The sequence below is a fragment of the Formosa sp. Hel1_31_208 genome (assembly GCF_900104785.1).
Lineage (GTDB): Bacteria > Bacteroidota > Bacteroidia > Flavobacteriales > Flavobacteriaceae > Psychroserpens.
Map to the genome: position 1 here is coordinate 2,784,165 of NZ_LT629733.1, position 26,368 is coordinate 2,810,532.

Genomic DNA, 26,368 nt, shown 5'->3' on the forward strand with positions numbered 1-26,368 from the left:
TCTTTTTTATTACCAATAGACTCTGAACATCAGATTTGGCGTTAAACCTATTGAGAATTTATCAAGCACTTCAATAGCGCTATTTAAATCGTTATTTCCTATATATTCTCTACTGATTAAATTTTTTCGATTGTAAACATTGCGTATGGAAAACCCAACCTTAGCTCTTAATTTACTATCTCTTGAAAACCTAAACTTATAAGTTGATGAAATATCTAAACGATGATAGGTTGGTAAGCGTTGCGTATTAATACCGTCATTGAACTCTAATCCATTAACGCCATTGGTAGATTGGGTAAAGGGTTTACCTGTTTGCAAACGCCATCCTAAGGCTACTTGAAAATTAGATAGCTTATAGCTCAATGATGATGACACGGCATGTATTACATTAGATCTTGAAGTAAAAAACTCCTCATTATTTAAGTTTTGATAGCGACTTTCAGAATTATTAAACGAATAACTCACCCAAGTATTAAAACTGTTAAAGCGTTTTTTTAAAAACACATCAATACCAAAAATGCGTTGTTCTCCAATCTTAAACTGACTATTTTCCGGATTTAAAAACCCAAATGATAAAGCCGTAATATTATCTAAGGTCTTGTAGTAATTGTCGATATCTATGGTCCAACCGTTATTTGCATATATCAAACCTGCAGATACTTGTTTACTATTAATAATTGGAAACTCATTACCATTAGCCAAACGCCACAAACGGTTTTCTAAGGACAGATCCGAAATGATGGTCTCATCAATTTCACTAATAATCTGATTTTTAATTTCACCAGAAACTTGAAGCTTTACATGTTTAAAAAGCGGTTTAAAAATCAACAGTCTTGGTTCAAATCTAAACGTATCTAATTCATCAAAATAAGTAGCTCGCACACCAAAAGACAAATCAAATAATTTGGGATTACTATACTCATAGTTTCCATATACACTGTGGGTTTGGACCACCGTTTTATCTTCGTCTAAAACAAATTCTAAATTCGTCGTGTTTAAAAATGCATAACCCACATCTTTTAGCACATATTGATACCCAAAAGTCGCTTTATTTTGCTCATTAATCTCTTGAGTTAATTCTGTCGATATTCCTGAATCAAATATGACATTTCGTTTCTCAAAATCAGATATCTGCTGTTCATCTTCCGAAACAATATAATTATAATTAAGCTCATACTCAGAAAAATAGGCATTGGTAGATTGCGTTAATTTTGAACTCCAAACGGTATCCCATCCTAAGCCGTAACCTCTATTTAAGATCGACATTTGATCATTGAAGGTATCATTTGTTGCAGCATCAGAAACAGTATAATCTAAGTTGTTATCAATTGCAATCGCACTCGCATAGATCTTGTGTGATGAATTAGGCTGGTAATTAAGTTTGATATTATAATCGAAAAAATCAAACTCGTTATTAGGGTTGTTCCCGTTTTCTATTTTAGTGCTTTCAAAAACCTTATCTGCCAACTGATCAAAGGTATAAGTCTGATAAAGATTGGTGTAACTAGAACGCACCGAAGCTTGAAGGCCAAGTTTGTTTTTTATGATTGGAATATTTACATAAGCATCGCCATTAATACCGTTGAATCCCATTTGCGCTCTCACCCTATTCTCAATTTTAGAAGTCGATGTCATAGAAATTACACTGGATGCTCGCTCACCATATCGCGGATGGGAACCTTTATTAATAAAACTTACTGCTTTGGTGGCATTGGGATTAAAGGGAGAGATCATTCCAAAGAGATGACCTTTATGATACATATTAATCCCATCCCAAATTAGACGGTTTTGATCCATTTTACCTCCTCGAACTAAGAATCCAGAAGCCGTTTCATTTGGACTGATAACACCTGGTAATAATTGGATACTTTCTAAGACATCAGGTTCGGTTAGACCCGGCAAAATACCCAAGCTTTGTGGTCGAATTTGATATGTTGCATCCTTTTGTTTTGATATCCCGTTTGCTAAGTAACTATTGAGTACGATCTTTTTTAATTGCTGTAAACGTATTAATTCTTTAGCGTCATTTACAATAATATATCGTTTTGCAACCACTTCAAATTTCAGATTGATTTGATTGGATAAACTATTCAAGAGCTGCGATAAAGTGCGCTTCTCCTTAGGTAAATTAACAGTTTTGTCTTCGATAACCTGGTCTTGATAAGAAAATCGCACGTCATAAAGCGCTTCAATTTGTTCAAACGCATCTTCTACCGAATCATTATCGAAACCCATGTAAAATTTAGCCTCTTCTTGCGAAAAGGCTAAAACGGGTAAAATTAGTACAATACTAAAAATCAGTTTTCTCACTTTGTGCTCAAATAGATGTTTCCTTTTTCTTTTTCAATATATTGTATTTGTAAAGACTTAAAGACCGTTTGTAAAGCAACGTCTTTGTCTTCATGTGTAAAACTACCCGTATAAATTAGTGTGTCATCAACTTGCTCGGTATAGATTGAAATATCGTACTGCGATTCTAAAGCAGCAATGACATATTTCAGTGGTACACTTTTGAACGTACGCTCACCATGAATCCATGACGGATCCGTTTCGGCAGTTTTAGATGCTTCAGCCTTAAAACCATTAATACGTCGAACGGACTGCTTAGGCATTAAAATGTAATCTTCACTAAGTGTATTTACACTCACTTTTCCTTCAAAACAAACCACTTCAAAGTAATCGCTAACCGAATTCACATTGAACTGTGTCCCTAAAACATGTACACTTCCATTCTCAGTGTTTACTGTAAAAGTACTGCCTTTTTTTACTTTAAAATATGCTTCACCATCAAGCGTCAAAGATCGGTTTGATTCCCAATCTTCTTTATTATAGCTTATGGTAGATTTGGAATTGATAATAACCTCAGAACCATCTAACAAGGCAATAGATTTTTGCTCACCATAATTCGTCGTGATTGTCATAACATCATCACCCATTAAGGAAAACAATCCAAAAAGTAATATGATAGAAGCAGCAATACCAATCAACCAACTATTAGAATTCAATTGACGGACTTTCACTTTAGGCTCTGAAATATGACGTTGAATTTTAGCAAACGATGTTGCGGTTGATGATTCTAAAGACACATGGGTATCAATACCTTTTCTTAGTTTTTGAAAGGCATCAAAATCGTCTTCAGACACTAATTGTTTTAGCTCATCATCAGTGAGCTTACCTTCCATCCACTTGGCTAGAAATGTCTCATTATCGCTATGTAAGTTTTGTTCTTTCATGACTTATCTATTACTATGACAACTACAGACTAAAAAACCCTACTTTTATTTTAAATATTTCCAATATCTCGCCTCATGACGATTAAAGCTTGGTGCATTCGCTTTTCCACAGCCTTTACTGAAATATCTAATTGTTGGGCAATCTCCTTATAGGTTTTCTTTTCAATTCTACTCAGTAAAAACACTTCTTTTTGTTTCGCAGGAAGCGCATTAATCGTACGCTCCAATTTTTCCATGAATTCACTTTCTATCATTATAAATTCTGGAGATTCATTGGTTTGAGAAGACGACAGAGTTGCTTGATGTTTTCTTTTAACCGCTTGATGTTTCACCGTATTTAAAAACGAATTTGATGCCACGGTGTATAGGTAACTTTTTACTTTCTCAAATTTTACTTTACCACAATTATCCCACAATTTAATAAATGTCTCTTGTAAGATGTCTTCGGCGGCATCAACGTCTTGAGTTTTATAGAAAACAAATCGTCTTAAATCTTTTGCATACTTTTGGTAAAGCATTTCAAAAGTTTTAGACTGACAAATATGATGTTGCTCTTTTGACATTCTGAGTTTTGATAATAACGTCTCAAAACTAAATAAAAAAAAATTAGAGAAAAAAAGTAGGGTTATGTTCTTGAGTGTTGTCTTAGTATTGATTAATCACTCAAAATAAATTGTTAACTATAAAAATACTATGATGAAAAATTTGAAATTATTCTTTTTAAGCTTCGTATTAATAACAGGTGTCTTAACGTCTTGTACCAATGATGAGCCTGTAATTGAAGAACAAAACATTGACGAAAGTCAAGCGATAACCACCTCTTTATCTGCATTAAGCCTTCAGTTTAATAGCCAAGGTGATGTAGAGCCAACCGATAACCCATCAGGAAATATTGTTTTTGATTTCTGTTTTGATTTTGTTTATCCCTTAAATTTATCTTACAATACAGGAACGACAGTTACGGTAAATAGTCTTGAAGATTTAATTGCTATTATTATTAACTCAAACCAAGATTTATTTATTAACGGTATTGCATTTCCTTTTGATGTAGAAACCTATAACGATGATAGTGATGCTATTGAAATCGTTACTATTAACAATGAAGACGAATTTATTGACCTCCTAGAAGATTGTGATTTTGATAATGAATTTGATTGTGAGTGCTCTGAAGAATACGATCCGGTATGTGTGGAAATTGAAGCTCCAGACGGACAATCATTTGTAGTAACCTATCCAAATGAGTGTTACGCACTTTGTGATGGTTTTACAGAAGATGACTTCACCGAAAACTGTGAAGATGACTTCAATAATACAGGTGGATACGAATGTTTTACATTTAATTTCCCATTAACTATAGTTACCGACAACAACGAAACTATTACAGTAAACTCTCAAGCTGAGTTAGATACAGCTTTATATAACTCTTATTATTTTGATTTTGTATATCCCTTCAGCGTTACTGATGATGAAGGTGAAGTTGAAACTATAGAAGATGAAATTGACTTTATTGAGCTCCTTGAAGATTGTTATGATGATTTCGAAGATTGTGATTGTTCAGACGAGTTTAATCCGGTATGTGTGCAGGTAACTGGTCCAACTGGTAATATTGAAATTTTTGTTTTTCCAAATGAATGTTTCGCCTTATGTGAAGGGTTTACCGGAGAAGATTTTATAGAATGTGAAGATAATAACACAGGTGATTGTACTGAAAATGACTACGTTTTAAATTTAACGCAATGTAATCACTTTGCCTATTTTTTAAATGGTAATGATCAGCAAGCATATCTAGTTGAATTCTCAGCTAATGGTACTTTAACAATCACTAATGAAGATGAATCGTTCAGTACTACTGGGATTTGGGAATTTGGAGCTACAACAGCAGATGGTTTTGCGACAATTGAAATTGACGCAGTAGCTGATGATTTTGATGATGTTTGGGGAATAACAGGCTGTGAAGCTGAGTTCCTTTATATGTTTTCAACGTCGCAAACTTTTGTTATCGACGTCATTTGTGAGTAATTATAAAAGTTGATTTTGATTATAAAGAAACCCTTCAAAAATATATCTGAAGGGTTTCTTATTTGTATACCTGATTAGATACTTTCTCCTAACCATGCTTTCATCATCCATACTGTTTTTTCCTGTTGTGTTATAAAATCACTCATCATAGAATTTGTTCCTTCATCATTAGCCTCACCTGACGATTCTAGAATTTGACGTTCAATCTTCAACAATTCAGTTAAAGAACTAACAATTAATTTCACAGCTTTTTCATCTTCGGAGATGTCTTTGCCAACCGGTACTTTAGCTGCCTTTGAATAATCATCAAAGGTGTGTAAAGGCGTTGCTCCAAGGGTTAAAATACGTTCTGCTATTTCATCCACTTTCAAATTAGCATCTGTATACAACTCTTCGAACTTTACATGTAAATCGAAAAAACGCTTTCCTCTTATGTTCCAGTGAATACCTCGTAAATTTTGATAATATATTTGAAAATTTGCTAAAAGCTGATTTAAATCTGTTGCGATTACTTTTGTTTTTTTGGTGTTTAAACCTATACTATTTAATGTCATATCTTATATTGTTTTTATGAATACGAAGTTAACATGTAATTCATTAAATTTATTATAGTATTTATGAATAGTTTTTATATCTTTATAGTCTTAATGAATAGTAACGCGTATGACAATCACACAATTACATTATGTACTGGCGATAGCTGAATATAAAAACTTTACCAAGGCTGCAGAAAAATGCTTTGTAACACAGCCCACACTAAGTACTCAAATTCAGAAATTAGAAGAAGAATTAGACATTCTTATTTTTGATAGAAGCAAAAAACCTATAGAACTCACAGATGTGGGTAGAAAAATTGTTCAGCAAGCCAAAAATATAGTCAATGAATCTGATCGCATTCAAGATATTGTAGATCAGCAAAAAGGATTTATAGGAGGTGAATTTAAACTGGGTATTATTCCAACGGTAATGCCAACGCTTTTACCTATGTTTCTGAAAAGCTTTATCAAAAAATATCCGAAAGTAAAACTCAAAATAGAAGAGCTTACCACAGAAGAAATTATTACTCGTATCATGGATGGTCATTTAGATGCCGCAATTGCTGCAACACCATTAGAACATGAAAGTATCAAAGAACGTGTCTTATATTATGAACCATTTGTGGCGTATATTCCAGATGATCATCGCCTAAAAGACAAGAAAAAAATAGCCATTTCTGATTTAGATATCAATGACATGTTACTTCTTGAAGATGGCCATTGTTTTAGGGATGGTGTTCTTAATTTATGTAAAGCTTTTAAAAGTCATGAAGACGATCAATTTCAATTAGAAAGTGGTAGCATTGAAACTTTAGTGAAATTATCTAACGAAGGGCTTGGCATGACCTTGCTGCCTTACTTGAATACTTTAGACCTCAATGAAAAGATGTCAAGCATGCTGCATCATTTTAACGAACCCTCTCCGGCTAGAGAGGTTAGTGTTATTTATCATAAAAGTGAATTAAAAATGCAGATTATTGACGCACTACATAAGGTAATATCGGGTATCATTAGAGGCGCCATTGCGTTTCAAAATGTAGAAATTATAAGTCCATTACCTAAATAATAATGCTCATTATTTGGAAGCGATTAAAATAAAAAAAGCGACTCGTAAGTCGCTTTTTTCTATTCTTTTAAATAAATTAAACATTGATCTAAGTTTGGGTTCTGCAAAATCAAAGATTTTATAAAAATCTTTAGCTCTTCAATTTCATAAGGTAATAGTCGTTGAAGTGCTTTTTGTAATTCTTTACAGAACAATGTCGCGTCAAAACTAACTTTATTAAGCACAGTTTTGGTGTACTCATACATCGCTCTTGCCATTCTTTAATTGGGTTTAGGGTTTCTAAGTAGATTTTTTTTATAGGCTCTTTTTTAAATTATACTTCAATAAATTTAGTAAAAAAAATTTTGTGATTGAAGTTTCATTAAAATTTTAACAGCTAATACATTGTTAAAATCTATTATCACCATCCAATAAATCGCCCAAACCACCAAGTATACTGCCTTCGCCTTTGCTATTTCCACCCTTAGGCAAAGAAGCTACAATTCGTCCTGCTAATCTGCTAAACGGTAAAGACTGGATATAAACAACTCCTGGCCCTTGTAATGTTGCGAAAAACAAGCCTTCACCACCAAAAATAGTATTTTTTATTCCGCCAATGAATTCTATATCATAATCGATGTCTTGGGTAAAACCAACGATACAACCTGTATCTACTTTTATTACTTCTCCAGGCTGCAATACTTTACGAGCCATAGTGCCACCTGCATGTACAAAAGCCATACCATCTCCCTCTAATTTTTGCATGATAAAACCCTCGCCTCCGAAAAGTCCGCGACCTAATTTTTTCGTAAATTCAATTCCAACGCTTACGCCTTTTGCAGCACAAAGGAATGCATCCTTTTGACAAATAAATTTCCCTTTAAATTCAGTGAGATCTATTGGGACAATTTTTCCTGGATATGGAGATGCAAAAGAAACATTACGTTTCCCAGATAAATCATTATAAAAAGCTGTCATAAACAGACTTTCACCAGTGAGAATACGTTTTCCAGCACCTAAAATCTTACCTAAAAACCCTTTATCTTTTTGTGAACCGTCACCAAAAATAGTTTCCATTTTGATACCATCGTCCATCATCATAAAGCTACCAGATTCTGCAACTACCCCTTCTTGAGGGTCGAGCTCTATTTCAACAAATTGCATTTCTTCTCCGTAAATTCTGTAATCGATTTCGTGTGATGTCATTTTAAATATGTTTTTAATTGATTACCTATATGTTTCTTCTTCTATGAATTTGTTACACTATCAACTTTTTACTTTTAAAGTCCACTCAAAATTAAAGTCGGAAACTTGAACACCTTCTTTATTAATACCCTTAGAATTTAATGTAACCGTTTGTCCTTCTCCAGTTTTAATAGCCTTATTAATAGCACTATCAATAGCTTCTCCTTGGTGACATGTAAAAGTGATTCTACCCGTTGCTTTTTTTGTAAACAATGCATTATTACTAGCAACAAGTATAGATATGTTTTTTCCGCTTTCTTTCACTTTAGACATCACTAATGCCCCTGTGGTTAGTTCAGCTGCCATACCTTGTACGGCCCAAAACATAGATTTAAACGGATTTTGATTAATCCAACGATGCTTTACTGAAACTGTGCATACGTCGGCTGTTATGGATGTTGTGCGCACACCACAAAAATATGCAGCAGGTAATTTGAATAATAAAAAAAGATTAAGTTTTCTTGTTGAAACAGGCATATTTATTGGATATTTCAGCTAATGTATTGAAAATTATTGAGACTTCTATTTGTTAATGTTATGTTAAATTATAGTACTGTGCGTAACATAATACCTTCTTTTAGACATATATTTGTATAAGAAATTACTATATGTTTTAAAATCATGCTAGACAATCATCAAAAAAACATTGCGACATTTATTCATTTATCCACCTTTAGTCGCTTCATTATTCCTTTAGGAAATTATATTGGTCCTATAGTGTTATGGATGGTCAACAAGGATAAATCAGAATTTATAGATAACCATGGTAAGCAAGCTATCAATTTTCAGATTTCCATTTTGCTTTACACCTTAATTATTGGAACATTAACTATTCCGTTTTTCATTTTCAAATTTTTTAATGGTTTGGACTTTGTAGATTTTCATGGATTTAATGACTTCCATATCAACATTGGAGAGCCATCTCCCTTATTATTTATTACCGGAGGTTTAGGGTTCTTAGCTATTATTGGGTTTATTTTGGAATTAGTATTTATCGTTATCGCAAGCTTAAAAGCAAGAGATGGGGAGATATATCAATATCCACTAACTATCAACTTTTTAAAATAACAGGTTGCTAAATCAATCACATTATATCATCAATCAATCAAAAAATGAACAGTTTATTAAAAATTAATCTCATCAAAATATGACACGAGCATCTTATCGTAAAATATTACATGACCTAAATGTCTTGAATGCGAACCGCATAAGACCTTTAAAAAACCTTAGTAGAAACTTATGAAAATAGAAAACACAAAAGCACAAATGCGCAAAGGTGTATTAGAATACTGTATTTTATCAGTATTAAAAGATGATGATGCTTACGTTGCAGAAATCTTAGGTACACTTAAAGACGCTAAACTTCTTGTGGTTGAGGGAACAATTTATCCGCTTCTCACAAGACTTAAAAATGCTGGACTCCTCAATTATCGTTGGGAAGAATCCACTTCAGGGCCACCAAGAAAATATTATGGTCTTACCGAAACAGGGCAATTATTTTTGAAAGAATTAAACACGACCTGGAACGAATTACAAAACGCAGTTAACTTAGTAACAAGAGAAAAAACAAAAAATAATGAATAAAACAGTCAACATAAATTTAGCAGGTATTTTCTTCCATATTGATGAAGAAGCATACTTAAAATTACAGCGCTATCTTGAGGCTATAAAACGTTCATTTACTGACTCTCAAGGTCGATCAGAAATCATATCAGATATTGAAGCGCGTATCGCAGAATTATTTAGTGAACGTGTTCAAAACGAAAGACAAGTAATAGGTACAAAAGAAGTAGATGACGTCATCACCATTATGGGACAACCAGAAGACTATCTGGTTGATGACGAAATCTTTGAAGACGAACCTAGACAATCGTATTCGTCTACATCGTCCTCTTCTCCTTCTAAAAAACTCTATAGAGATACAGATAACTCCTATATAGGCGGTGTATCTGCCGGCTTAGGTCATTATTTCGCAATTGATGCGTTATGGATTCGTTTAATTTGGATACTCCTCATTTTTGGTGCAGGTACAGGTGTCTTACTATATATCTTGCTATGGATCTTTGTTCCAGAAGCAAAAACTACGACTGAAAAACTCATGATGAAAGGTGAACCCGTCAATATAACAAACATCGAAAAAAAAATCAAAGATGGGTTTGACAGTGTAACCACAGCAGTTCAAAATGTAGATCTAAAAAAACAGGGAGAGAAAATCAAAGAGGGATTTGAACATGTCTCAGACTCCATTTCTGAAAGCGTAAAAAAAGTCGATTTACCAAAACAGGGTGAACGCATTAAATCAACATCTACCTCGTTTTTTGAAACTTTAGGGAACATCATTATGTTTTTCCTTAAGATATTTGCAAAATTCTTCGGATTAATATTAATGTTCGTTGGGGCTGTTACGATTATTTCATTAGTTGTGAGCTTACTGAGTTTAAGTTTATTAGAATCGGTACATATTCCTGGAACCAATTTCTTTGATATAGCTGATGCTGCCAGTGTACCACTTTGGTTAATGTCACTCTTGGTCTTTTTCTTTGTAGGTATCATTGCATTTTTCGTCTTCTATTTAGGATTAAAAATATTGATTACCAATTTAAAATCTATAGGGAATGCTGCAAAGTATACCTTACTCGGATTATGGTTGATATCTTTTGTATCCCTAATCATATTGTCGGCAAGATTCGGATTGAGTTTTAAAGAGGAAGGGTCCTTGATTAAAACGGAAAAATTAGTAACACTAACTTCCAATGACACCATTACTGTAAGAATGAGTAATAACGATTTGTTTGCCAGTCGATATAGTAGAAATTATGGTTTTGACACCGCCTATGATGAAAATGATAATAAAGTATTGTACTCTCAAGGTGTGCGCCTTATTGTTAAATCTACAAAAGATAGTATCGCCAAAATTAGAATTGAACGCAGTGCCCGTGGATTTGATTTTGAAGATGCAAAAACAAGAGCAGAACGCATAAGTTACAAATACGATTTACAAGGCAAGGAGCTCTTATTAGATAGCTACTTAACAATCCCTTTAAAAGAATCTAGAAAAGGTCAAGAAGTAACTGTTACCATTTATTTACCAGAAGGCTCTGTGTTATTTGCTGATAGAAACACTTATAATTTCCACAGTAATCAATATTATTATAATGATATTCTTGATCACGACATGGAAGAACGTCACCTTAAGATTATAACTAATGGTGTAGAATGTTTAGACTGTCCTGAAGATGAAAATTTTAAGGTCAAAGTAGATGTCGAAGACGAAGGGTCTAGTTTGCAAATTGACGAAGACGGTATCAAAGCTAAGTCTGACAATAGCAGTCTTCAAATAGATGAAGATGGTATTAAAGCCACCTCAGATGACGTTAAAGTGAATATTGACGACAGCGGCATTGAAATAACGACAGAGGATGACAATTAACAGGTCATCCTAAGCTAACAACGGTTCAGATATTTAAATTAGAACTAATCAACCATTTTTTTAATATTTGAACCATCATCAATCAAAAACAAACAGTTTATTTTAAAACAAACAATCATGACAACACTAACAAAAATTACCATAGCAGTAGTCTTAAGTATATTGCTTATGTCTTGCAACTTTGATCTTAATTTAAGTCCCGGAGTTAATGGAAATGGAAATGTACAAACCATTGAACGCATACTTGAAGATGACTTTAATCAAATTGAGGTGAGTCGAGGTATCGATGTTTATTTAACTCAAAGTGATAGGCCTATGCTGAAAGTACAAGCAGATGAAAATTTACATAATATTATCATTACTGAAATTGACAACGGTGTATTGAAAATATATGCTGATGAAAACATTAGCTCTTCCGAATCGAAAAAAGTAATGGTAAATGTGAATACCCTAGATTTAATAGGCGCAACCAGTGGAAGCCACGTTTATACTACAAACACTATTGAAACTAACAGCATTAAACTAAATTCAACAAGCGGAGCCCACATCGAAATTGATTTAGATGTACAGTCAACCGCTTTGAGTTCAACTAGTGGCAGTTTTATCAAGGTATCTGGGCGCACTATACAATTGAGTGCTAATGCTACAAGTGGCGCTAATATTAAAACCAAGTCACTCATCACCCAAAATTGCACAGCTTCTGTAACAAGTGGCGCTAATATTGTAATATATGCTGAAGAAAAATTAACTGCAAGTGCATCAAGTGGCGGGAACATATCTTACCATGGAGATCCGAAATCAGTAAGCAAAAGTGCCGGTGTATCTGGCAGTATAAGAAAGCTATAACTCCTAGCTAGCAACCAATTAATCAATCATTTTTTAAACCATTTCAAACTTATTACTGAGTTTGGGATGGTTTTTGTTTTATATTTGTTCTAATACTTAATTTATTATAATGAAAAACATTGCCTTATTTCTATTGATTATTTTTGGTGTTGGTTCAACTAGTTTTGCGCAAGACACCGAAAGAATAAAAGGAGATAAAAATTTAACCATTAAACAAACCTACGTTGATGGTTTTAAAAAAATTGTGATTGGTGGAGACTTTGAGGTTGAGCTATATTACAATAAAAAACCTTCTGTAGAAATTGAAACCGACGATAATCTTCATGAATATATCAATGTACAAGTTATTGATAGTGTTCTCACAATTACAACAAAACGTGAGATTAGAGCAAAAAAACTAGAAGTAAAAGTTAATTATGGTGATGCATTCTCTACCATTGAAGTTAAAGACAATGGGGAAGTTAGATCTGTAACATCGTTAGAATTAAACAATGCTTCATTGAAAACCAGTGGTTCTGCTAGAGCTTATTTAAATATTAAAACAAATGATTTTAATTTTATAAGCACCGACAAAACTAAGGTGAAATTAAATGTAACCGCTACAAATGTGAAAGCAGAAATTAGCGATAACACCAAATTAGATGCACTTATCAATGCAAATGATCTAAAGATAGATTTATACCAACGTGCTAATGTGAATATCGAAGGCACAGTAGACTCTCTCAATTTGAGAACAGATAACAACTCACAGTTTAACGGTAAGAATTTCACCTCTAAAACGTGTAATATTATTGCAGAAATGGCCAGTGATATCTATGTAGAAGTTACCGAAAATATTATCATAGAAACTTCGGGTTCAAGCGAAATTTATTTGTTTGGAAATCCGAAAATCATTATTAATAGGTTTACAGATACTGTTAAACTCCAAAAGAAAGAGAAATAGATTTATCCCTGTTTATAACACAAAAAAAATCCGAAATCATATGACTTCGGATTTTTTTTGTTGTAATTCTAGACTTTAATATACAGGAGTAGAAACTTCAAAATCCGACTCTTTTGCTGCTAAGTAACGTTCTGCATCTAAGGCTGCCATGCATCCAGTACCTGCAGCTGTCACTGCTTGACGGTAGACATGATCTGCCGCATCACCTGATACAAAAACGCCATCAATATTCGTTTTTGCTGTTCCAGGCACATTAATTATATAACCTGTTTCGTCTAAATCTAAATAGCCTTTAAAAATATCTGTATTGGGTTTATGACCGATAGCCACGAAGAATCCTGTTGCTGGGATTTCAAACTTCTCTTTGGTTTTATTATTAAATGCTCTCACTCCAGTTACAACTTGACCATCTCCTAATACCTCATCGGTTTCGGTATTGTAAAGAATCTCAATATTAGGTGTGTTAATAACACGATTAGCCATAATTTTTGAAGCTCTAAACTCATCTCTACGAACTAGCATTGTCACTTTGGTACATAATTTTGACAAATAGTGAGCTTCCTCACAAGCGCTATCTCCTGCTCCAACAATTACTACTTCTTGGTTTCTGTAGAAAAATCCATCACAAACCGCACAAGCAGAAACACCTCCACCTAATTTTAAATACTTTTGTTCAGACTCTAATCCTAAGTATTTAGCAGATGCGCCAGTAGAAATAATTACGGTTTTACAATGTATCTCTTTTGTATCGTTAACCCACACTTTATGTACATCTCCAGAAAAATCAACTTTAGTTATCCAACCATCACGAATATCAGTTCCAAATCGTGCAGCTTGATTTTGTAATTCGATCATCATTGCCGGACCAGTAATTCCGTCAGGATAACCAGGAAAATTCTCAACATCATTAGTCGTTGTTAATTGACCTCCTGGCTGAGTTCCTTGATATAATACAGGTTCCATATTTGCTCTTGATGCATATATTGCTGCGGTATATCCTGCCGGTCCCGAACCTATAATAAGGCACTTTACTTTTTCTATTGTATCAGACATATTCTTATTTCAATTTATATTCAACAAAAGTAGGATTTTTGATGAAAACCTTACATCAAAGTTATCAACAGTTCTAATAAAGATATTAGTAAATTCAATGCGTTTTAATTAGGTAAAGCGGTGACTAATATTATCACCGAGGTTTCTAAGCGTCTAAAAAAAAAAAGCTGAACAATATTGTTCAGCTTTTTTAGTCGGGGTGGCAGGATTCGAACCTGCGACCTCCGCGTCCCAAACGCGGCGCGATAACCGGGCTACGCTACACCCCGAATTGGCTATCTATTTCATCCATTACAAATGAAATTTGCGGAGAGACAGGGATTCGAACCCTGGGTACCTATTTCTAGGTACGACGATTTAGCAAACCGCTCCTTTCGGCCACTCAGGCACCTCTCCAGTTTTTTATTAGAACTTAGCATTTTTTGTTTCAAATGCGGATGCAAATGTAACTTTTCATTAGCAACAATACAACAGTTTTTTGGATTTTTTTCTACGAAAATATTATTCTGGGTATTCAATTCTCAGATGAAAGATATTAGCTAACTTCATTTTGAGAACTTTCTTGATAGACTGTATTTCTTTAAACGTAATATTTGCATTTAAAAACTGATCGTCTTCCATTTGTTTACTAATAATACTCTCTACGAATTTATCGATTTTTGTGGTAGTAGGTTCTTTTAAACTCTTTGAGGCTGCCTCAACACTATCACACATCATTAATATTGCCGTTTCCTTGCTGAATGGCTTTGGACCCGGATATCTAAAATCGGCATCATTTGTTTCATCATTCAGGTCTTTTTCTTTTCGATAAAAATAATACACCATACTCGTGCCGTGATGCGTTCTAATGAAATCTATGACACGATCTGGCAGGTTATTTTTCTTTGCAATTTCAATACCATCTAGTACATGATCAATTATAATTTCGGTGCTTTCTCTTGAAGATAATTCATCATGAGGATTAATACCTGTGGCTTGATTTTCAGTAAAATATGTAGGATTCTTCATTTTGCCAATATCATGATACAATGCACCTACTCTAATAAGCATCGCATTAGCACCTATTTCGTTAGCAGAAGCTTCCGCCAAGTTAGCCACGTTTAAAGAATGATGGAATGTTCCTGGCGCCTTATTGGAAAGCTCTTTTAAGAGTTTCGTATTGGTATCAGATAATTCTAAAAGTGACACATCAGATACAAGTCCGAATAGTTTTTCATAAATATATATCAACGGTTGAACGAACAATGTTGCCAAACCACAAAGCACAAAAAGCCCAAAAGTTCTAGGGTCCAAATTTGTGATATCACCTTCCTGTATCACAAAAAACGCAAAATAGGCTATGATGTAAATAAGCGTAATCTGTCCTACTGAAATAAATAAATTTGCTCTTTTATATAATTCTGAAACCGTTAATATAGTAACGATACCCGCAATGATTTGTAAAAACATATACTCATAACTATTGGGTACTATAAACCCCAAAAGAAGTACTGTTAATACATGGGCAAACAAACCTAATCTCGCGTCAAAAAAGGCTTTTAGTACTAATGGAAGAATACATAAAGGTACTACATAGACGTATTGTGCATTATAATTGATGACCAACGTAGTCAAAAGAATCATCAATAAAATATTAAAAAATATGAAGGTGACTTTGGTGTTATCTAAAAACACCTCAATTCTATATTTTCTTAAAAATAAAAGTAACATCAATAAGGCTAAAGCAACTAATAAAGCATATGCAAATATGATGAGATTATAGTTAGATTCATTCCAAACCTGAGATTCGTACTCTGACTCTAGCGACTTTAATTCTTCATATTTTTCTCCTTCTACAATTTCGCCTTTAGAAATGATAAGTGTTCCTTTTTCAATACTTCCTCTAACCGTAGAAATACTACCAAGACGCTCCTGAAGTGCGTTTTGTGTAAATGAAGTATTTAGCTTTAAATTTGGTTGTATGACATCGAAAAAAACAGAAGTCAAGGCTGCGTTAAACTGTTCTAGTCCGCTATTTGAAAGGTTATCACCCAAAATATTAATAAACCCATCAAGCTTAGTGAGGTTCGCAAACTTTGTTTCTCCAAATTGTCGCTGTGCATCGAGTAAAATAACATTTTTATTGGAAGAATACTTATAGTCTTCATCTAAAACACCGAAGGTATACAGCTCATTAATAGTTCTTTCTCCAATGTCATATAAATTTCTGTGTTTAGCAATAATACTATCAGAAAATGTCTTACTAAACTGTTCCGAATAATCAGTCAAAACACTATCTATAATAGCCTTGTCGATATCAAAATATAGCGAACTCTTTTCGGTGGCTTCAATTCGTTCTTTTTCAATTTCTTCAGAAGATTTCTTAATAGCGAAGTCAAAAGGAGCCAATAAGCTTTCTGATTGCCAGGGCTTCCCTTTATCAAAATCGTATTTAAATTTTCCACTCTTCGGAAAGAGATACACAATTAAAAAGGTCGTACTTAAAAACAATAGCACTTTATACATTAGTGCATGATTTTTATACCACTTATTCACCCAGTCATTCATTTGAAATCTGATTTCAGCACAGAAATACCATCTATTCCTTTGGTTCTATTTGTGCTCATACTGTCAAAAGTAAGAAAATATAATAGAATTGAGGTTATTAGTTCATAGGGGCTATTTAATTAAAAATTGATTAATTTTGCAGCTAGAAAATAAAAAGATTTAAAATGAGTAGAGATGTCGTAATTGTATCAACAGCAAGAACTCCAATAGGAAGTTTTTTAGGTGCTTTATCAACCATACCTGCACCAAAACTAGGTGCTATTGCCATTAAAGGCGCATTAGATAAAATCAAGCTGAATCCAGAACTTGTGGAAGAGGTTTTAATGGGAAATGTTGTACAAGCTGGAACTGGTCAAGCTCCTGCTAGACAAGCTGCCATTTATGCAGGTATTCCCGATTCAGTACCATGTACTACGATTAATAAAGTATGTGCCTCTGGAATGAAGGCGGTCATGCAGGCTGCTCAATCAATTGCACTTGGCGATACTGATATTATTGTAGCTGGAGGAATGGAAAATATGAGTATGATTCCACACTATCTTCATGCAAGAACAGGAACCAAATTCGGACCTGCCACCTTGATAGATGGTATGCAAAAAGATGGATTGGTTGATGCCTATGATCAAAATGCAATGGGTGTTTGTGCCGATGCTTGTGCTACAGAATATGAGTTTTCAAGAGAGGACCAAGATACGTATGCCATTCAATCCTACCAGCGCTCTTCTGCTGCTTGGGATGCTGGAAAATTTGACAACGAAGTTGTTCCTGTTGAAGTACCACAAAGACGCGGAGAACCAATAGTGGTCTCAAAGGACGAAGAATATACGAATGTTAAGATGGAAAAAATTCCAGCGTTAAGACCTGCTTTCACCAAAGAAGGAACTGTAACCGCTGCGAATGCGTCAACTATAAATGATGGTGCCGGAGCTATGGTATTAATGAGTAGAGAAAAGGCCGATGAATTAGGATTAACACCTCTTGCAACGATTAAAAGTTATGCCGATGCCGCACAAGAACCAAAGTGGTTTACTACTGCGCCAGCCAAAGCTTTACCAAAAGCTTTGGACAAAGCAGGCATTTCAATAAAAGATGTTGATTATTTCGAATTTAATGAAGCATTTTCTGTTGTTGGATTAGCCAATATGAAAATTTTAGGGTTAGAAGACAGTACTGTCAATGTAAATGGTGGCGCTGTCTCGTTAGGGCATCCATTAGGCTGTTCTGGCGTTAGAATTATTATTACCTTATTGAGTGTACTTCAACAAAATAATGCAAAAGTAGGTGCTGCCGCAATCTGTAATGGTGGTGGCGGTGCATCAGCAATTGTAATAGAACGTAATTAATATAACCTAATGCAATACGGAATTTGTAATCTGAGTATTGTTCCTCTTAGAGTTGAACCAAGTGATGCTTGTGAATTAGTTTCTCAAGTATTATATGGCGAATTATTCAAAGTACTAGAACAACGTAAATCTTGGAGTAGAATTCGATTGGCATTTGACAAATATGAAGGTTGGATTGACAACAAACAGTATCTTGAAATTACAGAGGATAACTATAAGAATATAACGCAACAGCAACCGATCCTTTCTAGTGATCTCATTGAGTATGTTCAGGATGAAAACGACCAATTATACACGATTCCGATTGGCTCATCTCTTAATGGTTTAGAATTGTTAAATCACACACATGACGGTAATTCAATAGCATTAAAACAGGACAAAACCAACCTGATCAAAACAGCATTTACCTACCTTAATGCCCCCTACCTTTGGGGAGGAAAAACTCCGTTTGGGATAGACTGTTCAGGTTTTACTCAAATGGTATATAAAATCAATGGTTATCATTTACTTCGTGATGCATCACAACAAGCAACACAAGGTATAGCATTAAGTTTTATTGAAGAAAGTGAACCAGGTGACCTCGCATTTTTTGATAATTCTGAAGGTCATATCACCCACGTGGGTATCATCATGGAAGATAATTACATCATTCATGCGCATGGCAAAGTTAGAATAGATCGACTAGATCACTCCGGAATTTATAATGTAGACAAAGGAATGCATTCTCACAAATTGAGAGTTATTAAAAAGATTATATAAAAAAAGCGATTAGAATTCTAATCGCTTTTTTTACGCTTATTTGCTAAATTAATTTCCTGCTTCTAATTCTGCAACTTTAGCTTTCATGGCCTTAAACTTATCAGTTTCGCCAATAGCACTATATATATTCATTAGCGTTTGTGCAGCTTGAATATCTTTAGGCTTCAATTTTAAAGTTGTTTCAAGGTAAGGAATAGCAGACTCATAAATACTTGTACGTTGCGCCTTTAACTCATCATAGCGCTTATTGTCAGCTTTTGATGTGCCTAGAGAATTCATCTCTGCTACTAAATCTTTTTCAGTACTTAATAAAAGTACAGCCATATTATTATAAGCATCTGTATATGATGGATCTAATTCTATTGCTTTTTCATAATAAGCCATAGCTGATTCGCTATCGCCTGATTCTGCCGAAATAACTCCTAAGTTATACTGAAGTTCAGCATTATTAGGATCTTTCGCTGTAGCTTCTTGCATTAAGTCTTTAAAGCGATCTGTGTTTCCCATTTTAAGTTGCACATTGGCTTCAGAAAGCAATAAACCTAAATCATCAGGGTTTTTCTCTCGAGCCAACTTCATAGCTTCAACTGCCTTCTCATCATTACCGTTAGCAACGTGGATTAAAGCAATATTTTTTACAATCTCTGCAGCTTTCGAATCCGTTTTCTTATCCTTTGGAGCGATATGTGTGCCAGCTCTAACCGAATAATCTCTCAGACTTTTAGTATCAAATGGATCTATTTCTCCAGTTTCTTTATTCGTTGCAGTGTACTGAATTGCGATTCCTTCAAAACCTAAATCTCTTAATTCTTCATAATATTTTAAAGAGGTATTATAGTCTTGTGCCGTCACCGCTGTTGATGCTGCATAATAAAGATATAAGGTGTCTTTTGGCGACATGCGATACGCCTTTTCAAAATCTGCTGAAGATTTTAGATAGTCTTTACTTGTTAAAGATGCGTTTGCTTTCGTAAGAAAATTATTGAGCATTTGAGATTTTAAATCCTCAATCTGCCCACTATATTTCCCACTGCCACCTTCAATAGTTCCTACCATATCAAAGCTTTCAATAGCTTTATCGATATCAGCATTTGATGCTGTACCATTCGCGTACAGCGCTTGACCCATTAAAAAATGGTATTTTGCTTTTGATTTATCATCTGCTGCACCCATCAATGACTCTGCCGATTGTAAAGCCGATTTAGCATCGGCAAAGTTTCCTGTTTTAATTGCTTTTTCAGCTGTTTTAAGTTCTTTCTTTTGTGAAAATGAAACAGTACCTACCAAAAGTGCTAGAGCAACTACAATTTGTTTTTTCATTGTTAATTGTTTTTATTATTAATCGTTATTCTTCTTCTTGGTTATTATCAAGAGTTGTGCCATCATCATTAACGTCTTCAATATCAGTGTTTTCAGAATCAATATCTTCTTCATCTTCTTTCATGACTTTTGCCACAGCGGCTATTGAATCACTCCCTTTAAGGTTAATGAGCTTCACACCTTGTGTGGCGCGTCCCATGACCCTTAAATCATTGACTCCCATTCTTATGGCAATACCAGACTTATTAATGATCATTAAATCATCATCATCTGTCACCGTTTTAATCGCGACTAAATGACCTGTCTTCTCAGTAATAGAAATGGTTTTAACACCTTTTCCTCCACGATTCGTAATACGGTATACAGCTTCTCCATCTTCTGGATCATCAATATAACTGCGTTTTCCAAATCCTTTTTCAGAAACAACTAAAACAGATTCTTCTTGTGGATTTTCTATAGCAATCATTCCAATGACTTCATCTTTATCATTTGCTAATCGAATACCTCTCACACCTGAAGCATTTCTTCCCATTGGTCTTGTTTTCTCTTCTTCAAATCGAATTGCCTTACCAGATTTCAATGCCAACATCACTTGACTATTACCAGTAGTTAATTTCGCTTCGAGTAGTTCGTCATCCTCTTTAATTGTAATCGCATTGATTCCATTAGTACGAGGTCTAGAATACTGTTCTAAAGAGGTTTTCTTAACCTGGCCTTTTTTAGTTGCCATGATGACGTAATGACTATTGATATACTCTTCATCTTTTAAATCTTGAGTACAAATGAACGCCATAACTTTATCATCTTGCTCAATATTAATCAAATTTTGAATGGCTCTACCTTTGGAAGTCTTGCTACCTTCTGGAATTTCATAAACACGCATCCAGAAACATTTCCCTTTTTGAGTAAAGAACAACATGTATTGGTGATTCGTTCCTACAAATAAATGCTCTAAGAAATCTTCGTTACGCGTTGTTGATGCTTTTTGTCCAACACCACCTCTATTCTGTGTTTTATATTCCGTTAAAGATGTTCTTTTAATATATCCAGCGTGAGAGATGGTAATCACCACTTGCTCATCTGGAATCATATCTTCAATACTCAAGTCACCACCTGCGTATTCAATAAGTGAACGACGTTCATCACCATATTTATCTTTGATAACAAAAAGTTCATCTTTGATAATCTCATAGCGACGTTCTTTCTTATCTAAGATATCTTTAAGATCTTCAATTGTCTTCATCAACAGGTCGTATTCAGAACGTAATTTATCTTGTTCTAATCCTGTAAGTTGACGTAATCGCATTTCTACAATTGCTTTAGCTTGTATTTCTGATAGCTTAAAGCGCTCAATTAATTTGGCTCGGGCTTCGTCTGCATTTGAAGATGCACGAATAAGCGCAATAACTTCATCTATATTATCTGAAGCAATAATTAAACCTTCAAGTATATGAGCACGTTCTTCCGCTTTGCGCAATTCATAAACAGTACGCCTTACAACAACATCATGTCTATGCTCTACAAAGTAATGAATCATTTCTTTCAGATTCAATAACTGCGGACGGCCTTTAACTAAGGCAATATTATTAACACTAAATGATGACTGTAACGCTGTATATTTATATAAGGTATTTAATACAATATTTGGAATAGCGTCACGCTTTAAAATATAAACGATACGCATTCCATTTCTATCCGATTCATCTCTAATAAGAGAAATACCATCAATTTTCTTGTCATTAATTAAATCGGCAGTCTTTTTAATCATATCTGCCTTATTGACTTGATATGGTATTTCAGTAACAATAATAGTTTCTCTACCTTGCACTTCTTCAATTCTAGCCTTTCCTCTAATCACAATTCGCCCACGACCTGTTTTAAAAGCCTCACGAACACCATCATAACCATAAATGGTTCCTCCCGTAGGAAAATCTGGTGCTTTCACATGCTGAATTAACTCATCAATCTCAATATCGTTATTATCTATATAGGCAATCGTTCCATCAATGACCTCTGACAAATTGTGAGGTGGCATGTTAGTGGCCATACCTACTGCAATACCAGATGCTCCGTTTACAAGTAATCCTGGGATTCTAGTAGGAAGTACTGTAGGTTCTTCAAGCGTATCATCAAAATTTAATTTGTGATCAACAGTTTCTTTATCGATATCTGCCAGCATTTCTTCAGAAATCTTTTTCATTCTGGCTTCAGTATAACGCATTGCTGCAGGACTATCACCATCAATAGATCCAAAGTTCCCTTGTCCGTCCACAAGCATATAACGCAAACTCCATTCTTGAGCCATACGCACCATGGCGTCATATACCGAAGTATCACCATGAGGGTGGTACTTACCTAATACTTCACCGACAATTCTTGCTGATTTTTTATGAGCAGTATTTGATCTAACACCTAGTTCATGCATTCCATAAAGGACACGTCTGTGAACTGGTTTTAAACCATCTCTTACATCAGGTAATGCACGTGACACAATGACCGACATTGAATAATCAATGTAGGCTGATTTCATTTCATCCTCAATGTTAATAGGAATCACTTTCTCTCCGTCTTCCATAAATATATAAATTAGATTTTTTGTAGGTTTTCAAATCGTGCTAAGATAACTATTCTCATAGTGTTTGAGAAGATTTAAGACCCAAAATTTAAAACTTTTTATTAACAAATTTTAGGGCAATTTTTAATAAGTATGTTGTTAAATCTTTTGAATTTCTAAAGTTTTTTCACTCTATTAGTAGCAGTCCTATATTTAAGGTACAGTTTTTGCTTTTTTATAGGTAGATTTTATTATTTTTAATGCAGAAAGAGTTTACTATGGATGATAATTTTTCCCCAAGAGTTAAAGATGTAATTGCATACAGCAAAGAGGAAGCATTGCGACTAGGTCACGATTTTATTGGTACCGAACATTTAATGTTAGGGCTGCTCCGTGATGGTAATGGGAAAGCAATAGATATATTGAATGCGCTGGATATAGACCTCAATCATTTAAGGCGAAAAGTCGAGATTCTAAGTCCGGCAAACCCCAATATAAGTGTAGCTTCAAATGAGAAAAAGAACTTACACCTCACACGACAAGCCGAACGCGCACTGAAAACCACGTTTTTAGAAGCTAAATTATTTCAGAGCACGTCGATAAATACAGCACATCTTTTATTGTGCATTCTAAGAAATGAAAACGATCCTACCACGAAACTTTTAAATAAGCTCAAGGTAGATTATGATAATGTAAAAGAACAATTCAAATTTATGATAACTAATGATGATGACTATCTAGACCTTCCAAAATCAGAGTCGTTCTCTGATGACGAACCTAATGATGAAGGTGAAGCTAAAGAAAATCCGTTCGGACAATCTTCAGCGAAATCAACAAAAAAATCTAAAACACCTGTGCTTGACAATTTTGGTCGAGATCTCACCGTAATGGCCGAAGAAGGTAAATTAGATCCTGTTGTGGGACGTGAAAAAGAAATTCAACGTGTGTCTCAAATATTGAGCCGACGTAAAAAGAATAATCCCTTATTAATCGGCGAACCAGGTGTTGGTAAATCGGCTATTGCTGAAGGACTTGCACTTAGAATCGTAAAACGTAAAGTATCAAGAATACTTTTCAATAAACGCGTCGTAACCCTTGATTTAGCGAGCTTAGTAGCTGGTACAAAATATCGTGGTCAATTTGAAGAGCGCATGAAAGCCGTGATGAACGAATTAGAGAAGAATGATGATATTATTCTTTTTATTGATGAAATTCATACCATTGTTGGTGCTGGAGGTGCCACTGGAAGTTTAGATGCTTCTAATATGTTTAAACCTGCCTTAGCACGTGGAGAAATTCAATGTATTGGTGCCACCACATTAGATGAATACAGACAGTATATCGAAAAAGATGGTGCCTTAGAGCGTCGTTTCCAAAAAGTTATTGTAGAACCGACTACCGTAGAAGAAACCGTAGAAATTCTTAATAATATTAAAGGAAAGTACGAAGAACATCACAATGTAGATTACACACCTGAGGCCATTCTAGCCTGTGTAAAACTTACGAATAGATATATGACCGAACGCTTTTTACCAGACAAAGCTATTGATGCTTTAGATGAAGCGGGTTCGCGGGTTCACATCACAAATATTGATGTTCCTAAACAAGTTATCGAACTTGAAAAGAAGCTCGAAGAAGTCAAGGAAACCAAAAATACAGTTGTTAAAAAACAAAAGTATGAGGAAGCCGCAAAATTAAGAGATGATGAAAAACGTCTTGAAAAGGAACTTGCTATTGCTCAAGAAAAATGGGAAGAGGAAACCAAACAGCACCGTGAAATTGTCACTGAAGACAATGTTGCAGATGTGGTGTCAATGATGACTGGCATCCCTGTAAATCGCATTGCACAAACCGAAAGTAATAAGCTTGCAAAGCTCCCTGAACTCATCAAAGGAAAAGTTATTGGTCAAGACGAGGCAGTTGCGAAGGTTGTGAAAGCCATTCAGCGTAATCGTGCCGGACTTAAAGATCCTAATAAACCCATTAGGTCATTTATATTTTTAGGGCAAACAGGCGTCGGAAAAACGCAATTAGCAAAAGTACTGGCTCGTGAACTCTTTGATAGTGAAGACGCACTGGTTAGAATTGACATGAGTGAATACATGGAAAAATTCGCTATTTCAAGATTAGTAGGTGCACCTCCAGGATACGTCGGTTACGAAGAAGGAGGTCAATTAACCGAAAAAGTGCGTCGTAAGCCTTATGCGGTGATTTTGTTAGACGAAATAGAAAAAGCGCATCCAGATGTGTTTAATATGTTATTGCAGGTATTAGATGATGGCTATTTAACAGATAGTTTAGGTCGTAAGATCGATTTCAGAAATACCATCATCATTATGACCTCAAATATTGGTGCGCGTAAACTGAAAGATTTCGGACAAGGCGTTGGATTTGGAACCTCTGCAAAAGCAGCACAAGCGAATGACAATTCTAGAAGCATTATTGAAAATGCGCTTAAGAAAGCTTTTGCGCCCGAATTCTTGAATAGAATTGATGATGTCATGGTCTTTAACGCTTTAGAGAAAGAAGATATCAATAAGATTATTGATATAGAATTAGCGTTTCTTGTGAAACGTATTGAAGATCTTGGCTATCAACTAAAATTAAGCAAAAAAGCGAAATCATATATCGCTGAAAAAGGCTTTGATAAAGAATATGGTGCGCGACCTTTAAAGCGTGCAATTCAAAAGTATATCGAAGATGCTTTAGCAGAAGAGATTATTAACTCACAGCTTCAAGAAGGTGACACGATTCATATGGATCTAGATACTAAACTGGATGAGTTAACGATTAAGATTGTTAAATCTGAAACACAAACAAAATCGTAGGGTTACCCCTCGAAATTAAAAACCTCTTTTTAAATAAAGAGGTTTTTTTTTGCTTCAAATTTTAAGATTGCCTAACTTTAAAATATGGCAGATCATTTAACACTTGATTTTTGTGAGGTTCATCTCTACGATAACTATATGGTTGTAACCGTAAATACTGGTGAAAATATCAGTTTGGAATACCATCATGTATTACAAGGTATTGCCGACACCCATTTTAAGGATACCCCTTTTGTCTATATCACACATAGAATTAATTCGTATTCTGTAGACCCTTCTGTTTATGCAGAAACTTCTAAAATCAAAAACCTTGTAGGGTTTTGTGTGGTTTCTAAAAACTATATGGCCAAGAGTGCTGCGAAGATTGAGCAGTTGTTTCTGGATAAGCCCTTTGAAATTTTCGATACGTTACCAGAAGCCATTGAATGGTCAAAAACTATTACTAAATAATATCCTTTTCTTTTGTCTTAAGCGCACCTCATATGAATTCTCATATCATACTGCTGTCATCTAGACAATTTTAATAGCTAGCTTCACAAGTCTTGGCTTCATATTACTTGAATAGATTTATTATATGCAGTAACGTGTATCCTCTCAAACTATAAACTTTGAAATAATGGTATAAAAAAAAGGCAGCTATTTCTAGCTGCCTTTTAGTTATACCCTT

22 protein-coding genes and 2 tRNA genes are annotated in these 26,368 nt (G+C 34.5%); 11 read left to right on the forward strand and 13 right to left on the reverse strand.

Annotated features, from left to right (window positions below; all coding sequences use genetic code 11):
• Positions 1-9: 9 nt before the first annotated feature.
• Genes BLT57_RS12640 through BLT57_RS12650 form a run of 3 tightly spaced genes read right to left on the reverse strand, consistent with a single transcriptional unit; the run spans position 10 to position 3,796 of the window.
• The gene (locus BLT57_RS12640) at positions 10-2,310 is read right to left on the reverse strand and encodes a TonB-dependent receptor domain-containing protein (protein WP_091426159.1); all 2,301 of its coding nucleotides are present in this window, start codon (positions 2,308-2,310) and stop codon (positions 10-12) included.
• Entirely contained in the window at positions 2,307-3,233 is a 927-nt protein-coding gene (locus tag BLT57_RS12645) for a FecR family protein (protein ID WP_091426161.1), read from the reverse strand. Before BLT57_RS12645 ends, BLT57_RS12640 begins: the two co-directional genes overlap by 4 nt.
• Positions 3,234-3,283: 50 nt before the next feature.
• Positions 3,284-3,796, reverse strand: coding sequence for an RNA polymerase sigma factor (locus tag BLT57_RS12650; protein WP_091426162.1), 513 nt, complete (start codon positions 3,794-3,796; stop codon positions 3,284-3,286).
• A gap of 133 nt (positions 3,797-3,929) precedes the next feature.
• On the opposite strand from BLT57_RS12650, the gene BLT57_RS12655 reads away from it, so the two are divergent.
• Positions 3,930-5,252 carry a Kazal-type serine protease inhibitor gene (locus BLT57_RS12655; protein WP_091426164.1) on the forward strand — a complete coding sequence of 441 codons (1,323 nt, stop codon included), beginning with the start codon at positions 3,930-3,932 and terminating at the stop codon, positions 5,250-5,252.
• Between the two features lie 74 nt (positions 5,253-5,326).
• Here the strand turns inward: BLT57_RS12655 and BLT57_RS12660 are convergent, their stop codons facing one another.
• The gene (locus BLT57_RS12660) at positions 5,327-5,806 is read right to left on the reverse strand and encodes a Dps family protein (RefSeq protein WP_091426166.1); all 480 of its coding nucleotides are present in this window, start codon (positions 5,804-5,806) and stop codon (positions 5,327-5,329) included.
• Positions 5,807-5,915: 109 nt separating this feature from the next.
• On the opposite strand from BLT57_RS12660, the gene BLT57_RS12665 reads away from it, so the two are divergent.
• Positions 5,916-6,854 (forward strand): LysR substrate-binding domain-containing protein, encoded by a 939-nt coding sequence (locus tag BLT57_RS12665; protein WP_091426168.1) that lies wholly within the window; start codon positions 5,916-5,918, stop codon positions 6,852-6,854.
• Between the two features lie 59 nt (positions 6,855-6,913).
• Here the strand turns inward: BLT57_RS12665 and BLT57_RS14250 are convergent, their stop codons facing one another.
• The 3 genes from BLT57_RS14250 to BLT57_RS12680 all read right to left on the reverse strand — a co-directional run bounded on the left by BLT57_RS14250 (position 6,914) and on the right by BLT57_RS12680 (position 8,555).
• Positions 6,914-7,111, reverse strand: a complete 198-nt coding sequence (locus tag BLT57_RS14250; RefSeq protein WP_091426169.1) for a hypothetical protein — start codon at positions 7,109-7,111, stop codon at positions 6,914-6,916.
• Between the two features lie 130 nt (positions 7,112-7,241).
• Positions 7,242-8,039, reverse strand: coding sequence for a TIGR00266 family protein (locus tag BLT57_RS12675; RefSeq protein ID WP_091426170.1), 798 nt, complete (start codon positions 8,037-8,039; stop codon positions 7,242-7,244).
• Positions 8,040-8,099: 60 nt separating this feature from the next.
• Positions 8,100-8,555, reverse strand: coding sequence for a DUF4442 domain-containing protein (locus BLT57_RS12680; protein WP_091426172.1), 456 nt, complete (start codon positions 8,553-8,555; stop codon positions 8,100-8,102).
• 144 nt (positions 8,556-8,699) lie between these two features.
• Here BLT57_RS12680 and BLT57_RS12685 point away from each other — a divergent pair, with 144 nt between their 5' ends.
• From BLT57_RS12685 to BLT57_RS12705, 5 genes are all read left to right on the forward strand, one after another.
• Complete coding sequence (locus tag BLT57_RS12685; RefSeq protein ID WP_091426174.1) at positions 8,700-9,146, forward strand: DUF4870 domain-containing protein; 447 nt, start codon at positions 8,700-8,702, stop codon at positions 9,144-9,146.
• A gap of 171 nt (positions 9,147-9,317) precedes the next feature.
• Positions 9,318-9,662, forward strand: coding sequence for a PadR family transcriptional regulator (locus BLT57_RS12690; protein WP_091426176.1), 345 nt, complete (start codon positions 9,318-9,320; stop codon positions 9,660-9,662).
• Positions 9,655-11,508 carry a PspC domain-containing protein gene (locus BLT57_RS12695; RefSeq protein ID WP_091426177.1) on the forward strand — a complete coding sequence of 618 codons (1,854 nt, stop codon included), beginning with the start codon at positions 9,655-9,657 and terminating at the stop codon, positions 11,506-11,508. Before BLT57_RS12690 ends, BLT57_RS12695 begins: the two co-directional genes overlap by 8 nt.
• Before the next feature lie 117 nt (positions 11,509-11,625).
• Positions 11,626-12,354, forward strand: a complete 729-nt coding sequence (locus tag BLT57_RS12700) for a head GIN domain-containing protein (RefSeq protein WP_091426179.1) — start codon at positions 11,626-11,628, stop codon at positions 12,352-12,354.
• A gap of 109 nt (positions 12,355-12,463) precedes the next feature.
• Positions 12,464-13,297: a GIN domain-containing protein gene (locus BLT57_RS12705; RefSeq protein ID WP_091426180.1), complete on the forward strand. Its 834-nt coding sequence runs from the start codon at positions 12,464-12,466 to the stop codon at positions 13,295-13,297.
• Between the two features lie 75 nt (positions 13,298-13,372).
• Here BLT57_RS12705 and trxB read toward each other — a convergent pair whose 3' ends face one another.
• From trxB to BLT57_RS12725, 4 genes are all read right to left on the reverse strand, one after another.
• Positions 13,373-14,350, reverse strand: coding sequence for a thioredoxin-disulfide reductase (trxB, locus tag BLT57_RS12710; RefSeq protein WP_091426182.1), 978 nt, complete (start codon positions 14,348-14,350; stop codon positions 13,373-13,375).
• 194 nt (positions 14,351-14,544) lie between these two features.
• Positions 14,545-14,619, reverse strand: a tRNA-Pro gene (locus tag BLT57_RS12715).
• Between the two features lie 38 nt (positions 14,620-14,657).
• A tRNA-Ser gene (locus BLT57_RS12720) sits at positions 14,658-14,746 on the reverse strand.
• Positions 14,747-14,851: 105 nt separating this feature from the next.
• A complete protein-coding gene (locus BLT57_RS12725) occupies positions 14,852-16,897 on the reverse strand; it encodes an HD family phosphohydrolase (RefSeq protein ID WP_091426183.1) in 2,046 nt (681 codons plus the stop codon).
• Positions 16,898-17,061: 164 nt separating this feature from the next.
• Between BLT57_RS12725 and BLT57_RS12730 the strand changes: the two genes are divergently transcribed.
• Both BLT57_RS12730 and BLT57_RS12735 read left to right on the forward strand, forming a co-directional pair.
• The gene (locus BLT57_RS12730; RefSeq protein WP_091426184.1) at positions 17,062-18,240 is read left to right on the forward strand and encodes an acetyl-CoA C-acyltransferase; all 1,179 of its coding nucleotides are present in this window, start codon (positions 17,062-17,064) and stop codon (positions 18,238-18,240) included.
• Between the two features lie 9 nt (positions 18,241-18,249).
• A complete protein-coding gene (locus BLT57_RS12735) occupies positions 18,250-18,999 on the forward strand; it encodes a C40 family peptidase (RefSeq protein WP_091426186.1) in 750 nt (249 codons plus the stop codon).
• 48 nt (positions 19,000-19,047) lie between these two features.
• Here the strand turns inward: BLT57_RS12735 and BLT57_RS12740 are convergent, their stop codons facing one another.
• Positions 19,048-20,319, reverse strand: coding sequence for a tetratricopeptide repeat protein (locus BLT57_RS12740; RefSeq protein WP_091426187.1), 1,272 nt, complete (start codon positions 20,317-20,319; stop codon positions 19,048-19,050).
• Between the two features lie 25 nt (positions 20,320-20,344).
• Complete coding sequence (gene gyrA, locus BLT57_RS12745) at positions 20,345-22,894, reverse strand: DNA gyrase subunit A (RefSeq protein ID WP_091426189.1); 2,550 nt, start codon at positions 22,892-22,894, stop codon at positions 20,345-20,347.
• Between the two features lie 257 nt (positions 22,895-23,151).
• On the opposite strand from gyrA, the gene BLT57_RS12750 reads away from it, so the two are divergent.
• Both BLT57_RS12750 and BLT57_RS12755 read left to right on the forward strand, forming a co-directional pair.
• Complete coding sequence (locus BLT57_RS12750) at positions 23,152-25,701, forward strand: ATP-dependent Clp protease ATP-binding subunit (RefSeq protein ID WP_091426824.1); 2,550 nt, start codon at positions 23,152-23,154, stop codon at positions 25,699-25,701.
• An 84-nt stretch (positions 25,702-25,785) separates the two neighbouring features.
• On the forward strand, positions 25,786-26,151 hold the full coding sequence (locus tag BLT57_RS12755; RefSeq protein WP_091426191.1) for a hypothetical protein: 366 nt from the start codon (positions 25,786-25,788) through the stop codon (positions 26,149-26,151).
• Positions 26,152-26,368: the final 217 nt, after the last annotated feature.

Coding starts and splice junctions, on each gene's coding strand:
- BLT57_RS12645 (WP_091426161.1), bottom strand. CDS start 3,233: ATGAAAGAACAAAACTTACATAGCGATAATGAGACATTTCTAGCCAAG.
- BLT57_RS12650 (WP_091426162.1), bottom strand. CDS start 3,796: ATGTCAAAAGAGCAACATCATATTTGTCAGTCTAAAACTTTTGAAATG.
- BLT57_RS12655 (WP_091426164.1), top strand. CDS start 3,930: ATGAAAAATTTGAAATTATTCTTTTTAAGCTTCGTATTAATAACAGGT.
- BLT57_RS12660 (WP_091426166.1), bottom strand. CDS start 5,806: ATGACATTAAATAGTATAGGTTTAAACACCAAAAAAACAAAAGTAATC.
- BLT57_RS12665 (WP_091426168.1), top strand. CDS start 5,916: ATGACAATCACACAATTACATTATGTACTGGCGATAGCTGAATATAAA.
- BLT57_RS14250 (WP_091426169.1), bottom strand. CDS start 7,111: ATGGCAAGAGCGATGTATGAGTACACCAAAACTGTGCTTAATAAAGTT.
- BLT57_RS12675 (WP_091426170.1), bottom strand. CDS start 8,039: ATGACATCACACGAAATCGATTACAGAATTTACGGAGAAGAAATGCAA.
- BLT57_RS12680 (WP_091426172.1), bottom strand. CDS start 8,555: ATGCCTGTTTCAACAAGAAAACTTAATCTTTTTTTATTATTCAAATTA.
- BLT57_RS12685 (WP_091426174.1), top strand. CDS start 8,700: ATGCTAGACAATCATCAAAAAAACATTGCGACATTTATTCATTTATCC.
- BLT57_RS12690 (WP_091426176.1), top strand. CDS start 9,318: ATGAAAATAGAAAACACAAAAGCACAAATGCGCAAAGGTGTATTAGAA.
- BLT57_RS12695 (WP_091426177.1), top strand. CDS start 9,655: ATGAATAAAACAGTCAACATAAATTTAGCAGGTATTTTCTTCCATATT.
- BLT57_RS12700 (WP_091426179.1), top strand. CDS start 11,626: ATGACAACACTAACAAAAATTACCATAGCAGTAGTCTTAAGTATATTG.
- BLT57_RS12705 (WP_091426180.1), top strand. CDS start 12,464: ATGAAAAACATTGCCTTATTTCTATTGATTATTTTTGGTGTTGGTTCA.
- trxB (WP_091426182.1), bottom strand. CDS start 14,350: ATGTCTGATACAATAGAAAAAGTAAAGTGCCTTATTATAGGTTCGGGA.
- BLT57_RS12725 (WP_091426183.1), bottom strand. CDS start 16,897: ATGAATGACTGGGTGAATAAGTGGTATAAAAATCATGCACTAATGTAT.
- BLT57_RS12730 (WP_091426184.1), top strand. CDS start 17,062: ATGAGTAGAGATGTCGTAATTGTATCAACAGCAAGAACTCCAATAGGA.
- BLT57_RS12735 (WP_091426186.1), top strand. CDS start 18,250: ATGCAATACGGAATTTGTAATCTGAGTATTGTTCCTCTTAGAGTTGAA.
- BLT57_RS12740 (WP_091426187.1), bottom strand. CDS start 20,319: ATGAAAAAACAAATTGTAGTTGCTCTAGCACTTTTGGTAGGTACTGTT.
- gyrA (WP_091426189.1), bottom strand. CDS start 22,894: ATGGAAGACGGAGAGAAAGTGATTCCTATTAACATTGAGGATGAAATG.
- BLT57_RS12750 (WP_091426824.1), top strand. CDS start 23,152: ATGGATGATAATTTTTCCCCAAGAGTTAAAGATGTAATTGCATACAGC.
- BLT57_RS12755 (WP_091426191.1), top strand. CDS start 25,786: ATGGCAGATCATTTAACACTTGATTTTTGTGAGGTTCATCTCTACGAT.